The 13,294-nt window shown below is 71.4% G+C and carries 13 protein-coding genes; 7 read left to right on the forward strand and 6 right to left on the reverse strand.

From position 1 onward, the window contains the following. Positions 1–369: 369 nt before the first annotated feature. Positions 370–606, reverse strand: a complete 237-nt coding sequence (locus tag FXF52_RS38070) for a hypothetical protein (protein ID WP_148804521.1) — start codon at positions 604–606, stop codon at positions 370–372. A 311-nt stretch (positions 607–917) separates the two neighbouring features. On the opposite strand from FXF52_RS38070, the gene FXF52_RS38075 reads away from it, so the two are divergent. Beyond that, positions 918–2,462 carry a hypothetical protein gene (locus FXF52_RS38075; RefSeq protein WP_148804522.1) on the forward strand — a complete coding sequence of 515 codons (1,545 nt, stop codon included), beginning with the start codon at positions 918–920 and terminating at the stop codon, positions 2,460–2,462. Continuing rightward, a complete protein-coding gene (locus FXF52_RS38080; protein WP_148804523.1) occupies positions 2,462–3,760 on the forward strand; it encodes an MFS transporter in 1,299 nt (432 codons plus the stop codon). Before FXF52_RS38075 ends, FXF52_RS38080 begins: the two co-directional genes overlap by 1 nt. Positions 3,761–3,815: 55 nt before the next feature. Here FXF52_RS38080 and FXF52_RS42190 read toward each other — a convergent pair whose 3' ends face one another. Further along, positions 3,816–4,487 (reverse strand): hypothetical protein, encoded by a 672-nt coding sequence (locus FXF52_RS42190; protein ID WP_187413960.1) that lies wholly within the window; start codon positions 4,485–4,487, stop codon positions 3,816–3,818. A gap of 587 nt (positions 4,488–5,074) precedes the next feature. Between FXF52_RS42190 and FXF52_RS38085 the strand changes: the two genes are divergently transcribed. Continuing rightward, positions 5,075–5,422 carry a hypothetical protein gene (locus FXF52_RS38085; RefSeq protein WP_255472807.1) on the forward strand — a complete coding sequence of 116 codons (348 nt, stop codon included), beginning with the start codon at positions 5,075–5,077 and terminating at the stop codon, positions 5,420–5,422. A gap of 49 nt (positions 5,423–5,471) precedes the next feature. Here FXF52_RS38085 and FXF52_RS38090 read toward each other — a convergent pair whose 3' ends face one another. From FXF52_RS38090 to FXF52_RS38100, 3 genes are all read right to left on the reverse strand, one after another. Then, entirely contained in the window at positions 5,472–7,199 is a 1,728-nt protein-coding gene (locus FXF52_RS38090) for a cell wall metabolism sensor histidine kinase WalK (protein ID WP_148804524.1), read from the reverse strand. Beyond that, positions 7,196–7,942 carry a response regulator transcription factor gene (locus FXF52_RS38095; RefSeq protein WP_148804525.1) on the reverse strand — a complete coding sequence of 249 codons (747 nt, stop codon included), beginning with the start codon at positions 7,940–7,942 and terminating at the stop codon, positions 7,196–7,198. Before FXF52_RS38095 ends, FXF52_RS38090 begins: the two co-directional genes overlap by 4 nt. 144 nt (positions 7,943–8,086) lie before the next feature. Then, complete coding sequence (locus FXF52_RS38100) at positions 8,087–8,989, reverse strand: phytanoyl-CoA dioxygenase family protein (RefSeq protein WP_148804526.1); 903 nt, start codon at positions 8,987–8,989, stop codon at positions 8,087–8,089. A gap of 340 nt (positions 8,990–9,329) precedes the next feature. Between FXF52_RS38100 and FXF52_RS38105 the strand changes: the two genes are divergently transcribed. Genes FXF52_RS38105 through FXF52_RS38115 form a run of 3 tightly spaced genes read left to right on the forward strand, consistent with a single transcriptional unit; the run spans position 9,330 to position 12,614 of the window. Beyond that, positions 9,330–10,619, forward strand: a complete 1,290-nt coding sequence (locus FXF52_RS38105; protein WP_148804527.1) for a D-alanyl-D-alanine carboxypeptidase family protein — start codon at positions 9,330–9,332, stop codon at positions 10,617–10,619. A gap of 38 nt (positions 10,620–10,657) precedes the next feature. Then, a complete protein-coding gene (locus tag FXF52_RS38110; protein WP_148804528.1) occupies positions 10,658–11,713 on the forward strand; it encodes a sigma-70 family RNA polymerase sigma factor in 1,056 nt (351 codons plus the stop codon). A 37-nt stretch (positions 11,714–11,750) separates the two neighbouring features. Next, complete coding sequence (locus FXF52_RS38115; RefSeq protein ID WP_148804529.1) at positions 11,751–12,614, forward strand: SgcJ/EcaC family oxidoreductase; 864 nt, start codon at positions 11,751–11,753, stop codon at positions 12,612–12,614. A 30-nt stretch (positions 12,615–12,644) separates the two neighbouring features. On the opposite strand, the gene FXF52_RS38120 is transcribed toward FXF52_RS38115, so the two are convergent. Next, positions 12,645–12,866 (reverse strand): hypothetical protein, encoded by a 222-nt coding sequence (locus tag FXF52_RS38120; protein WP_148804530.1) that lies wholly within the window; start codon positions 12,864–12,866, stop codon positions 12,645–12,647. Positions 12,867–12,942: 76 nt separating this feature from the next. Here FXF52_RS38120 and FXF52_RS42725 point away from each other — a divergent pair. Continuing rightward, positions 12,943–13,294, forward strand: a 352-nt coding sequence (locus FXF52_RS42725) for a hypothetical protein (protein ID WP_222870906.1), incomplete at its 3' end; no start/stop codon positions are given.

Raw genomic sequence — 13,294 nt, forward strand, 5'->3', positions numbered from 1 at the left:
ACGGGAAGTCTCACCCTCAGCCAGCGGCAGCTTTCCGGTCACCGGCTCATCGCCTCGACATCGATCCAGGAGAACCCGCGATCACGAACGGCCCACCTCACCGGAATCTCCCCCGAACCAGCCCAAAGACGAAGCGCCACGGTCCACACGGCTAACCTATGATCACCAACGATTCCTAATCAAGTTGGTCAGCCTTACGGCGGCAGCGACAGACTCACGGACGCGAGGGCGAGCCGGCATCACCCCGAACGGGTGATTCCGTCTTCGGCCACGCCCCTGCTCGTCGGCGGCTCCGCGCACATCGCTGAGGCAGTCGACCCGTGGGGCCGCCGCCGGGCGGCGCTGGCCGCCTTGTCCCACCCGACCGGGTCAGCGCGGCCTGCCCCGCCGGCGGCGTACCAACCACAGCACCAGCAATACGGCCACGAAGATGACCACCAGGCAGCAGACCAGGCCGGCACCGCCTCGCGGCCTGCGCGCGACCGCTTCCACCGCCCGCTCGCCGGTCGCGGTGGACGCCCAGGCCGCGACCGGCACGAACACCGAGAACACGACCGCACCAAGGACCGCGGCGAGCCGGCCCCACCACTTGTTCCCTGCAGACATGCCCTCATCCTCGCCGAGAAGGACAACCGGGGCATACCAGATGGAGGAGACGAAACGTCACCGACACGGCGAACAGCCCGGGAGGCACCTCCAAGCCCTTCGCGACGAACAGCGTCGCCGCCACCGTCGAGACGGCCGTCGCGCGGCCCTCGCTGGCGATGCGGATCGCACGAGAACGAAAGGGCCGTGCGCATGGAATCAGCTTCGATCCGCCAGGCAACCGCCGCGCCTCGCCCGGGCGGCACCCGTCCTGAGCCGTCTTGACCCACAGAAATAGGATCGGGCCTCGTCGTTCCGAGAGGAGAGTGTCGATGGGTCGGGCGCTGCGGGTGGGTACACCGTTTTTCCTGCTCCTCTTGCTCGGCGCCATCGCCTGGTACGCCTCGTACGCCACCACCATCCTCGTGTGGGAGCTCCGCAAGCTCGTGCCCTGGCTGGTGGCGCCGGCCCTGCTGGCCCTGCTCGCCGGGGCGCCGGCCCTGGTGCGACTGCTCGCCTATCGGCTCCGCGGCCGTAGGACCGCGCCTCCGGCAACGGGCGGAGTCGTCGTCCTCGGCTGGCTGGGCGCCGCTGTCGGCCTGGCGCTGGGGGTGTGCTGGCTGGTCTACGGCGAATACCTCCAGGACCGGGCGTACGTGAGCACCATGCGGGTGGTGACCGATCCGGTCCCGGAGCTGACCGCACGGGCGCCGTACTTGGTCGGCAAGGCACAGGCCGCGCCCAACCTGGGTGACGTCACCGGCGAGATCACCGACATCAGCTATCTGCCCGACTCCGACCGGTTCGGTGTCCTGGTCGAGCGGCGCGGCTGGCTGGCCGGTTACGAGGTCGGCCTGGTGCAGGAGGTCCCGCTGGGCGGCACCAGCCGCATGCAGCAGCGGTGCCAGTTCGACGTGTCTGCCGCCGACGCGCGGATCGGTGGCTGGTTCACCCACAACCTGGGCCGCAAGATTTCCGCCGAGCGGCGCTGGGTCCGGTTCTCCGCCGAGGACGCGTACGTCCACTGCGAGGGCGACACCCCGATCGTGGTGGTGCCGCTGAAGCGACAGACCGGAATCCTGGTGGTGACCGAACGGCCGGCCGGGGTGGCGCGGTACGACGGCCGGACCGGGCAGGTCACGATCATCGACGACACGACGAAGGTGCCCGGGCCGTCGTATCCGATCAGCCTGGCTGCCCGGCAGCGAGAGGGCACCACCGCCGTCGGCAGCTTCGCCGACTGGTGGTTCGAGCGCAGCGGCTGGGACGCCTCCGAGGACGGCGCCAACGAGGGCAACGAGTCGGAGTTCGCCCTGCGCTACGGCGACAACAGTGGACGCAGCGCCTACGTCACCCCGCTCACCCCGCAGGGCGAGGCCAGTTCGGTGGTGGCGGTGTCAACCGTGCCGACCCGGCACTCCGGCAGCGGTCTCGCCCCGCTGACCGTACACCGGCTCAACCCGACCTGGTCCTCGCCGCAGGCGATCGTCGCGCTGATCAAGGCGGAGTACCGGGACGTCTGCTGCTGGAACGACGACCAGGTGTTCGAGGTGGTGCCGACCGGCGGCAGCACGTGGACCGCCACGGTCGGCAGTGAGCAGAGTCTCCGGTACCGGGTGGAGGGCTGGGGCCAGATCAACGGCCGGGAGGCGACCTGCCTCAAGAACGCCGACGGAACCCTGGTCCGGTGCGCATACGCCGCCCCCGGCTCGCCGGAGGAGCAGGAGCTGCAACGCCGGGAGCAGCAGAAACAGCAGGAGCAGGCGGCGAACGGCGGCACGGCTCCGGGCGACCTGACCAGGTACACCGATGAGCAGTTGGCCGAGCTGAACCGGCGGGTCGCCGAGGAAGTGAACCGCCGCCTCAAGGAGCAGTAGTGGCCGGCGGGAACAGCCGGTTCGTGGCTGCGTGGCGCGCCGCCGCCCCGTACCGGCCATTGATCGTGTTGATGCTGGTCAGCTCGACGGCGTCGTTCGCGGCGCTCGGCGCGTTGTCGTTGTTCGCCCGGAACGAACTGGGCGCCTCGGACACCATGGTGACGGTCAACTTCGTCGTCGTGGCACTGGCCAGCATGGCGGTGCTGCTCGCCACGGGCCACGTCTCCGACCTCCGGGGCGTGCGACGCGTGATCATTCCGGTGAGTCTCGCGTGGCTGGGCATCGGCTACGCGATCCTGGCGAGCGTGCGGTCGTACCCGGCGATGCTCGCCGTCGGGGTCGTGTTCTTCTGCGCGGTCGGCGTCCCCAACGCGCAGCTGATGGCCTACGCGCGTGACCTCGTCGAGCGCCGGGACGACATCGCCACCTCCACCACCGTGATCGCCATGATGCGCGTCGTGTTGTCCATCGGTTCGTTCACCGGATTCGGCATCGGCGGTCTCGGCCTGGCCTACCTCGGGGCGCGTCCGCTCTTCCGGATCGTGGCCGTCGCATGCCTCGGCTGCCTGGCGCTGTCGTGGTACCTGCTGCGCGGGGGTGACACCGTCGCCGCCGCGGCACCGCAGCCGGCCCCGGCGGACAGCACCGACGACCGGCGCGGTGTGGGGGAAGGGGCGGCCGGTGGTCAGCGGCCGTTGCTGGTCCTCGTGGCCGTCATGGTGCTGTTCTCCAGCGGACGCGTCATGCTGCTGGCCCAGCTGCCGATCCTGGTGACCGTGTCTCTGCACGCCCCGGTGCAGATGACTGGCATCGTGCTCGCGCTGCCGCCGCTGTGCGAACTGGTCCTCATGCCGATCGCGGCGTTCGCGGCCCTGCGTTGGGGACGCGGGACGGTGTTCCTGACCGGCGGTGCCGCGGTCGTGGTCTACTACGGCGCCCTCGTCGTCGTCACCACACCCGGACAGCTGATGCTGCTGCAGGTCGTCTACGCGGTCTTCGGCGCCGCCACGGTCATCGCCGGCCTCGACCTGGCTCAGCGGTTGATGGCTGGACGTGCCGGCACGGCCACGTCGATATACCTCAGTCACGAGAACGTGGCGACCGTCAATGGAAGTCTCGTGGCGACCGTGTCCGTTGCCGCGCTGGGACACCAGCTCGGCTTCGTCGTCCCGGCAGTGCTCTGTCTGATCGCTCTCGCGATTGCCGGCTGGGCGTTCACCCGGTGTCCAGGCACCTTCGACCTGCGCCGCAGGCCACCGCGCGAGCAGCGACCCCTGGCATCCGCCGATACGACGTAGACACCACCAGGTCCGCGTACGCGACAACAACCCTCAACGGCACGCGGGGCGTCGGTCATACCGCTTGGAGGTGGTAGCAGCGCCAGTCGTACGCGTCGCCGGTCGAGTTCTGCGCGTACGCGTCCGCGCCGTATCGGTCGCGGCAGGCGGTGTCCATGTTGACGATCCGCGGTGACGCCAGGAAGCGGCGGCATTCCCAGCGCCCGTCCGAGCGGGCACTGGCTGAGCTCGACCCCGAGACGTGCCGGTCGCAGTAGCTTTCCACCATGGCTGCCAGTTCGCCTGCGCCGTCCGGGCCGAGCAGCACCGGCTGGGCGGTGGGGCCAGGGGTCGGCGACTGACTGGGCGACGGCGATGCCGTGGGAGTTGGGGTGGGTGTCGGAGACGACGCCGGTGTGGGCGTCGGAGAGGCCGATTCGGATACCTCGGGCTCGGCCGTCCGGGACGCCGAGGCCGGCGTCGGTGTCTGATCGGTCAATTCGATCGGATCGGTCTCCCGTGGCAGACCGATCGCCGGGCCTGGGGCCACGGCCTGCTGGTCCTGGTCGGTGTCGGCCGAGCCTGGCCGGAGGGCGAGCAGCAACACGCCGGCGAGGCCGCTGAACAGGACCAGCCAGAGGTAGGTAGGTGGTCGCCTCCGGCTTCGACCGGACAGGGCTGAACTCGGCGCCCGATGGCGCGCGCCGCGATATGCGCGTCTGGCCGAACGATCGACCGTTTGTTCCATTCGACGCACTCTAGTTTGATTTCTGGCGCTGTGGGTCACACGAAACGGCCTACGGGCATCGCGGGCACGCCGAGGCGGTCGCTCGTACACATGTCCGGATGATCAGCCGGCCACGGACACGATCCCACCGCAGATGCCGCATGCTTGCGTAATGTGGCCGAGCGACCTGGCGCTCATGCGGGTGAGGACCGGGTACCAGCCGGTCCTTGCGCCCGGACGGCTCGCCGACCCCTTCCCCGCCGAGCCGTCCGAGTCGGTCAGTGGTTCAACTGGAGGCAGCAATGACGTCCCGAGAGCGAAGTTCGCCACCAGAGTGGCCGGTGATGAACTCTCGGGCCGCGCCAACCCGACCACGGGTCGCAGACCTGCCCCGGCTGCCACCCAACGGGGCCCGACGCCTTCATCGATGGCGGACCAAGGCACTGGTTGGCGTGCTCACCCTGGTCATCGGTGGCCTCGCGCTGCTGGTCGCCACCAGCAGGCCCGCCCATACGACCGCCACCACGGCAACGCACCACACTCCGCACAGTTCACCCGCACATCCGGGCCACCGCGGTTGACCGCGGACGTGCCCCGACTGGCGGGCCGTGGAATCACCAGAGGTCACGCCGCCGAGGTCGATGATCAGCTGCCCGGGCCGGGCCGTCGGCCGGCCGATCTCGGCGGACGAGTACCGTGGCGACGTGATGCCCACCTGCCCTGAGTGCGGCGCGCCCGGGGTGCCGCTGATGTTTGGTCTGCCCGTCCCGGAAGCGCGCGACGCTGCCGCCGACGGGCACCTGGCGCTCGGTGGGTGTCTGGTTCCCGAAGCGGCGCCGAACTGGCAGTGCCCACGGCAGCACCGATGGTGGGACCCCGACGAGACGGCGTGGGAGGAACGGCTTCTCGCCGCGCTGCTCGCGCACGGCTACACCGAGGCGGACACCACTTCCTGAGCTTGTCGCGGTCGGGGGCGACGCCTCCGTCGCCCACCGGGACCGCTCGTCACCGGACGAGGGCGGGCAGGGTGATGGTGAAGGTGGTGCCGACGTCCACCTGGCTGGCGACCGTGATGGTGCCGCCGTGGTCGGTGACGATCTGCCGGGCGATCGCGAGTCCGAGCCCGCCGCCGCCGGTCTGCCGCCCGCGGGCCGGGTCGGCCCGCCAGAACCGGTCGAAGATGTGCGGTAGCGCCGAGGGTTCGATGCCGGTGCCGGTGTCGGCGACCCGGATCACGGCGGCCGCCGCGGTCCCGGTGGCGTGCAGGGAGATGCTGCCGCCGGGCGCGGTTGCCCGTACCGCGTTCGTGATCAGGTTGCCGAGAACCTGGCGCAGCCGGTCCGGGTCGACGCTCACCAGCGGCGGCGCGGCACCCCCTCCCGAGACGGCCGGCTGCGGCTCGACCTGGACGGTCAGCGTCACTCCGGCGGCCTCCGCCCGCGCCCGGTGTGCCGTCCGGCAGGTCTCCAGAAGTTCGGCCACGTCGACCGCTACCCGGTGGTAGGCGAGTCTTCCCGCCTCGGCGAGCGCCAGGTCCTGCAGGTCGTCGACGATCCGCTGCTGGAGCACGGCCTCCTCGTGCAGGGAGGCGAAGAGTTCGGGGTCGGGGGCGATCACGCCGTCGGCGAGCGCTTCGAGGTAGCCGCGCAGGTTGGCCAGGGGGGTGCGGAGTTCGTGCGCCACGTCGGCGACGAGGCGCCGTTGTCGTTCCTCACCGCGTTGCAGTGAGTCGGCCATCCGGTTGAACGAGCGGCCGAGGTGGGCCAGCTCGTCGTTGCCGTGCACCGGCACCCGGCTGCTCAGGTCTCCCCGGCCCAGGTGCTGGGCCACGGTGGTCAGGGTACGGATCGGACGCAGCACCCGGTGGCTCACCAGTGCGGTGCCCAGGATGACCACGAGGGCGATGCCGGCGGCGGCGGCGAGCAGCGGACCGGTCGCCACGGGGCGGGCTGCCTCCCCGCGGGCGCCGAAGTAGATCCGGACCGGCACGGGCGTCACGTCCCGGATCCCCTCGGTGAACGCGCCGGCCAGGCAGCGCAATTCGTCTTCTCTGGTCGCTGGGGTGGAGGGCGCGGGCTGGCCGGGCGGGGTCCTTCCGTCGATCGTGACCGGGGAGGCCGTGAGGCAGGACTGCACCTGCCGGCTGGCCTCGACGTCGTCGCCGGGGACGGCGGCGACTTGCTTGCAGGCCACCATGGTTTCTTTGAGCTCGGGCAGCCCCTGCTCGGCGGGGGCGAACTGCGGCAGCCCGAGGTAGCCGGACGACCGGTCCAGCGAGACGCCCTGGGCGGTCAGGCAGGCCGCGTACCGGGCGGTGTGGCGGTACTCGGTGATCGCTTTGGCGGTGGCCTTCGCGGCGTCGGGTCCGGCGAGGGTGACCGGCAGGGTCGGCCGGGGGTCGACGATGGTGCTGCTGCTGCCGAGCGGGCGGGCCGACCGGCCTTCCTCGGTGTCGGTGTCGACGAGCACCACCCCGGACTCGGCCACCACGTGGATCCGCTGGCCGGTCCTGGTGCGCAGCTCCCGGACCAGGTCCACCACCCCCGTCCACGTCCCGTGCTCCTGGCCGTACCGGGTCAGATGGTCGGTGACCAGGTCGATCTGCGTCTGGTCGGCCGCTGCGGAGTCGAGGACCTGCTGGGAGGCCTGGCGCAGGGTCAGCCAGGCGGTCGCCACGGTCGCGGTCACCGCGACGAGGACGACCAGCAGCAGTAGTCGCAGCCGGAAGCTCACGGCCGGCGGTCCGCGGGCTGCCGGGCCGGTGCATCGTCGGGGTCGGTTGACCCCGGTCGGGGAGCGGCGAGCCGGTAGCCGCGGCCGAATACGGTCTGCACGTAGCGCGGCGACGCGGGATCGGTCTCGATCTTGCGGCGCAGGTTCACCACGTGGGCGTCGACCGTACGCTCCAGCACGAAATGGTCGAAGCCGAAGGCCCGGTCGATGATCTGGGCTCGGGTGAAGGCGCGCCCCGGCTCGCCGGCGAGCACCTCGAGAATGCCGAACTCCTTGGCGGTCAGCGTGACCGGCCGGCCCGCCACCCGTACCTCGAACCGGCCCGGGTCGACCTCCAGGTCGCCCACCCGCAGCACCGCCTGGCTGCCCGTGGTGACGACGCCGGCCCGCCGCAGGAGGGCCCGCACCCGGGCGGTCAGCTCACGCGGGCTGTACGGCTTGGTGATGTAGTCGTCGGCACCGATGTCGAGGCCGAGCAGGACGTCGTCCTCCGTGGTACGGGCGGTCAGCAGCAGGATGGCCACGTCCGATTCGGCGCGCAGGATCCGGCACACGTCGAGTCCGTCGACGACCGGCATCATCACGTCGAGGATCACCAGGTCCGGACGGCGGGTCCGGGCATGATCCAGCGCGGCTCGCCCGTCGCCGACCACCAGCACGGTGTGCCCCTCGCGCTCCAGGTAGAGCCGGATCAGGTTGGCCTGCTTGGGATCGTCCTCGGCGACCAGAATCCGTCCGCCCATGTCGCTCCGTCCTGATCGGCCCCTCGGGCGGCCGGCACGTCACGGGGAACCGGCCACCCGCGTCACTGGCGGTGACGCTACTGAGGGTGTTTCGTAAGGTCCGCCGCGCGGGCCTCGTCGCAGAGGGTAGCCATGCTGGCGGCTTCAGCGCAGCCAGGGGATCTGCCGGTCGAGCAGCCCGCGCTGCTTGAGCTCGTGGCGCAGGGGAATGTCGTCGTCCACGTGGCCGTCCCAGTCGATGCCCCAGTAGTTGGCCGTGTGCTTCCCCTCCCCCAGCAACTGGCGTTGCACCGGTGTGCGGGCCGCCCACCACGGCCCGCCCTCGTCGACGTGCAGGTCGTCGAGGGGACGGATCCAGCGGTAGGTGTAGCCGACGAAGAGCATCTTGCGGGTGACCGCGGAGCGGTTGGTCGATCGGGAGTGCCAGAGCCGGCGGTCGAAGACGAACGCGTCACCGGGCCGGGCGGTGATCTCGACCGTGCCGGCGGGGTCCGGATGGTGCGCCGACACGTCGTCGGGCCGAGGCAGGGTGTTCCGCACCTGGCTGCCGGGGATGATCTTCGTGGCGCCGCGACCGGTCTCGGTGAGGTCGGACAGCACATAGGCCACCTTGAGCGAGAAGATCGGCCGAGCCAGATCCGAGTTCAGCGTTTCCGGGTCGGAGTTCTGCCGGTAACCGTCCTGGTGCCATCCCCAGTACGGGCGCTCCGGCTCCCGTGCGGGCGGGGTCACGTCGAGATGGTTGTGGTGCGTGTAAATGTTCCAGCCGAGCAGCCCCCACACGTAGGGGAACGTGACGGGATGGGTGAGCAGGTCGCCGAAGAGCTGGTCGCGCTCCAGGAACCCGAGCAGGTGCAGGGACCCGTCCGCGCTGGTGCTGCCGGTGGCGGCCGCCCCCGTGTAGATCCGGTCCACCGCCTGCTCCAGCGCCGCTCGGTGTTCCTCGGTCAGCACGTTACGCAGCAGCAGGAAGCCCTGCTCGTGGAACTCCTTGCGGTCGACGTCGCTGATCGGCTCGTAGCCCGTCCGGCCGTCGTAGTCAAACATCCGGCGATCTCCATCGGCGTGGTCCTGTCGTGGTGATCAGGAGCTAACCGGTCGGCTGTGAAGAACCTGTGCGATTCGCATGGGTAAGCCGTGCCCGGATCCGCCGCCCCTTGCCCCAAGGGGAAGACCGTGACTACGGTGCCGGCATCGACCTGACCCTTGCGTCGTCGCCCTGCATCTGTCCCAGCCCGGCCGGCTGTTCTCCGCACGGAGCAACGATCCGCCCGCGGAGGCCGCCCGACCGGGACCGCCTTGTTCGTGCGCCGACCACAGTGACCCCGACATCAGCGCGCCGGCGCCGTGGAACCGGCCGGCCTGCCACACGGAAAGACATATCCGAATGCTCGACTCTGCGACGACCCAGGTGATCAACCCGGTCCCGCCGCAACGCCCGACCCGGCATCGGGCAGGCGGTCACTGGTTGCTGATCAGTGGCCTGCTGACCCTGCTCCTGGCCGCTGCCGCGCTGGTCGCGGTCGCGCCGCTGCGCCACCCACTGCCCGCACCGACGCTCACGCGTACCCTGCCCGCGTCGGCGATCATCCCCGGCAAGGCCCCCAGGGTGCCGTGGCCGACGACCGGGCAGGCCGCCCTCTCCGTCGAGGGGGTCGGCTCCCTCGGCACGTCCGGCGGTAGCAAGCCGGTGCCGATCGCGAGCGTGACCAAGGTGATGACCGCGTACGTCATCCTCACCGAGCACCCCCTCGACCGGGGCGAGCCGGGCCCGAAGCTCACCGTCAGCGCGCAGCAGGCCGCCGCGTACCCGGCGGAGCAGGCGCGCGGCGAGTCGCTCGTGCCGGTCGTCGCGGGCGCGGTCTTCACCGAACGCCAGGCGCTGCAGGCGCTGTTGCTCCCCTCCGCGAACAACATGGCGCGGATCCTCGCCGCCTGGGACGCCGGCAGCATCGAGGCGTTCATCGCCAAGATGAACGACACCGCCGCCGCGCTCGGCATGACCGGCACCCACTACACCGACCCGTCCGGATACGATCCCGGCACCGTGAGCACCGCCGTCGACCAGGTGATCCTGGCCCGTAAGGCGATGCAACTGCCGGCGTTCGCGGAGATCGTGGCGCAGAAGCAGGCCACCCTGCCGGTCGCCGGCACCGTGCGCAACTACAACTCCCTGGTCGGCAAGGACGGCGTCGTGGGGATCAAGACCGGCTCCACCGACGAGGCCGGCGGCTGCCTGGTCTTCGCCGCCGTCACCAAGGTGGGCGGCCGGACCTTCACCATCGTCGGCGCCGTCCTGGGGCAGCCCGGCGCCAACACCCCCGTGCAACTGGATCGGGTGTTCCGGGCGACCCGACCGCTGGTCCGCGCCGCCGCCGCCGCGATCGGGATGCACCCCATCGTGCGGGCCGGCGATCAGGTCGCCACCGTACGCGGACCGCTCGGCGCCGGCACCGCGCTCAACGCCGCGCAGGACCTCACCGTGGTGGGCTGGCCCGGCATGCGGGTACGCCTGGACGTCGACCTCCCGGCCGTACCGGCCCGGCTGCCGGCCGGGACCGAACTCGGCCGGGTCAAGGCCGTCCCCGGCACCGGCGCCCCGGTCGCCACCCCGCTCCACAGCGGCGTAGGGCTGGAGCCGCCGAGCACCTGGGACCGGATCCGACAGCACCGCTGAGTCGGCGGCAGCCGGTGGAGGCAGGACGGAGATCGTAGGTGCGCACTGAGCAGGGCGGTGAGCCGTCGGTGACGGAGTTGCTCGCCGCGGCGCGAGCCGGTGACGGCGACGCCTTCGGTCGCCTGGTCGGGCCGCTGCGCGACGAGCTGCGGGCGCACTGCTACCGGATGCTCGGGTCGGTGCATGAGGCGGAGGACGCCGTCCAGGAGACGCTGGATCGGGCGTGGCGCAGCCTGGAGCGGTTCGAGGACCACGGGTCCATCCGGCCGTGGCTCTACAAGATCGCGACGAACCGGTCGCTGACGCTCCTGGAACGCAGGGGCCGGCGGGAGCTGCCCACCGATCTGAGCCCGGCAGGTGCGCCGCTGGCCGAGCGGGTGTGGCTGGAACCGTACCCGGATCAACTCATGGGCTGGACCGCGCGGCTGGGCCCGGAGGAGCGCGTGGTCGCGCGGGAGAGCGTCGAGCTGGCGTTCGTCGCCGCCCTGCAGCACCTGCCGCCTCGGCAGCGAGCCGTCCTGCTGCTGCGCGAGGTGCTCGGCTACGCCGCCGGCGAGGCCGCCGAACTCCTGGACACCACGGTCGCCGCGGTCAACAGCGCCCTGCAGCGGGCCCGGAAGGTCGTCGCCGACCTGGGGCCGGAGACCAGCCAACGACAGACCCTGAACGCGCTGGGCGACCCGGCGCAGCGGGAGGTGGTCGAGCGGTACGTGACGGCGTGGGAGGCCGGCGACGTCGACGCGATCGTGGCGATGCTGACCGAGGACGCCCGGTACTCGATGCCACCGCTGACGGTCTGGTACGACGGCCGGGACGCGATCCGCGAATTCCTGCGCGAGGCGGTGCTGTCGCATCGCTGGCGCTTCCTGCCGGTGCGGGCCAACGGGCAGCTCGCGTTCGGCACGTACCTGTGGCACAGCGAGCGGGCCGCGTACGTCCCGGCCGGCCTGGACGTGCTCCGGCTGCGCGGCCGCCGGGTGGCCGAGGTGGTCTCGTTCCTGGACGCCGACTTCCCCACCTTCGGCCTGCCGGCTCAACTGGGCGGAAAAGGTCCGACGACCAGCGATGAGTTTCCGGGGCGGCCGGGGTTGTAGTCCTGACGGAAGCACCAACCGAGAGGACCCACCGACCGTGCCTACCGACGAGGAACGGATCCGCACCCTGATCGAACGTTGGGCCGCCGCGGTGCACCGCGGTGACCTCACCGCGGTCCTGGCCGACCACGCCGAGGACATCGTGATGTTCGACGTGCCGCCACCGCGGCAGGGCGTCCGTGGCCTGGACGCCTACCGGGAGACCTGGCCGCCGTTCTTCCAGTGGCAGGCCCAGGGCGCCTCGTTCGAGATCGAGTCGCTGGACGTCATCGCCGGCGACGAGGTCGCCTTCGCGTACGCGCTGCTGCGCTGCGGCACCCCGGACGAGTTCGCCCACGATCCCGACAACCGGCTGCGGCTGACGCTCGGCCTTCGTAAGCAGGACGGCCGGTGGGTCGTCGCCCACGAGCACCACTCGTTCCCGCTCACCGACTCAGCCGCCGCCGAGCCCGGTCCCGGCCGGGGCGACGACGCCGCCGCCGAACAGGACCTGCGCGGCCTGCATCAGCGGTGGTTCGACCGGACCACCGCGAAAGACCTCGACGGGCTGATGGCCGGCATCGCCGAGGACGTCGTTTCCTACGAACACGACCTGCCCCTGCAGCACCTGGGCGTCGACCAGGTACGCGAGGTCTGCAAGGCCGGCCTCGACGCCGCCGGCGACGGCAGCGTCACCTGGCAGGTTCCCGACCTGACGATCCTGGTCAACGGTGATCTGGCCGTCGCCTGGGGCCTCAACCAGGTCCGGGTGACGCCACCGAAGGGCGAGGCTGTCGAAAGCTGGTCCCGCGGTACCCGGATCTTCGAACGGCGGGACGGGGCCTGGCTGATGATCCACCAGCACCTCTCATACCCGTACGACCCGACCACCGGGCAGGCGCGGACGGACCTGCACCCCTGACTCCCGCACGGCACGGGTCGGGCGGCACCCTCACCTGAGTGGTTCGGCCGGCGCGATGGCGGGGGCGTCCCCGGGTCCCTGGTGCGCCGGCGGGTCCGGCACCGCGGCCGCGGCCCCGAGGGGCGCCCTCGCCTGCAGCCGACGGACGTCCCGACTGGTCAACATGCCGAGCACGGAGAGCACCACCAACGCCGCGAGGATCAGCAGCGTGTCGCGGGTGCCGATCGCCGCGGCGGCCGGTCCGACCGCCACCTGGCCGAGCGGGATGGCGACGGAAGGATCCCAACATGTCGTACGAGTAGACGCGGGCCAGCCGGTCGGCGGGGATGTGCTGCGCGATCGACGTGTCCGAGGCGACCGCGAACTGTTCGACGGCGACGCCGACGGCCACTCCGGCGGCCAGCAGCACGCCGATGGTCGGCGCCAGGGCCAGCCCCAGCAGCAGGAACGACTCGGCGAACATGCAGGCCACCCCGAGCAGCAGCAGCCGGCGTACCCGAATCCGCAGGGCGATCAGCCCGCCGGCCACCATTCCGGCGGTCTCCGCCGCCAGCACCACGCCCCAGGCGCTGCGGCCGATCGTGTCGTCGGCGGCGGCCGGGCCCAGCACGTTCACCCCGCCGGCGAGGGCCGCATTGAGGAACTTGACATCCTCCCGGCCCTGAAGGGGCTGGGATTCC

This window comes from Micromonospora sp. MP36 (assembly GCF_008119785.1).
Taxonomy (GTDB): domain Bacteria; phylum Actinomycetota; class Actinomycetes; order Mycobacteriales; family Micromonosporaceae; genus Micromonospora.

Excerpts from the sequence above, each read along its gene's own strand:
- FXF52_RS38075 (WP_148804522.1), top strand. The coding sequence starts at position 918 with ATGGGTCGGGCGCTGCGGGTGGGTACACCGTTTTTCCTGCTCCTCTTG.
- FXF52_RS42190 (WP_187413960.1), bottom strand. The coding sequence starts at position 4,487 with ATGGAACAAACGGTCGATCGTTCGGCCAGACGCGCATATCGCGGCGCG.
- FXF52_RS38105 (WP_148804527.1), top strand. The coding sequence starts at position 9,330 with ATGCTCGACTCTGCGACGACCCAGGTGATCAACCCGGTCCCGCCGCAA.
- FXF52_RS38100 (WP_148804526.1), bottom strand. The coding sequence starts at position 8,989 with ATGTTTGACTACGACGGCCGGACGGGCTACGAGCCGATCAGCGACGTC.
- FXF52_RS38070 (WP_148804521.1), bottom strand. The coding sequence starts at position 606 with ATGTCTGCAGGGAACAAGTGGTGGGGCCGGCTCGCCGCGGTCCTTGGT.
- FXF52_RS38095 (WP_148804525.1), bottom strand. The coding sequence starts at position 7,942 with ATGGGCGGACGGATTCTGGTCGCCGAGGACGATCCCAAGCAGGCCAAC.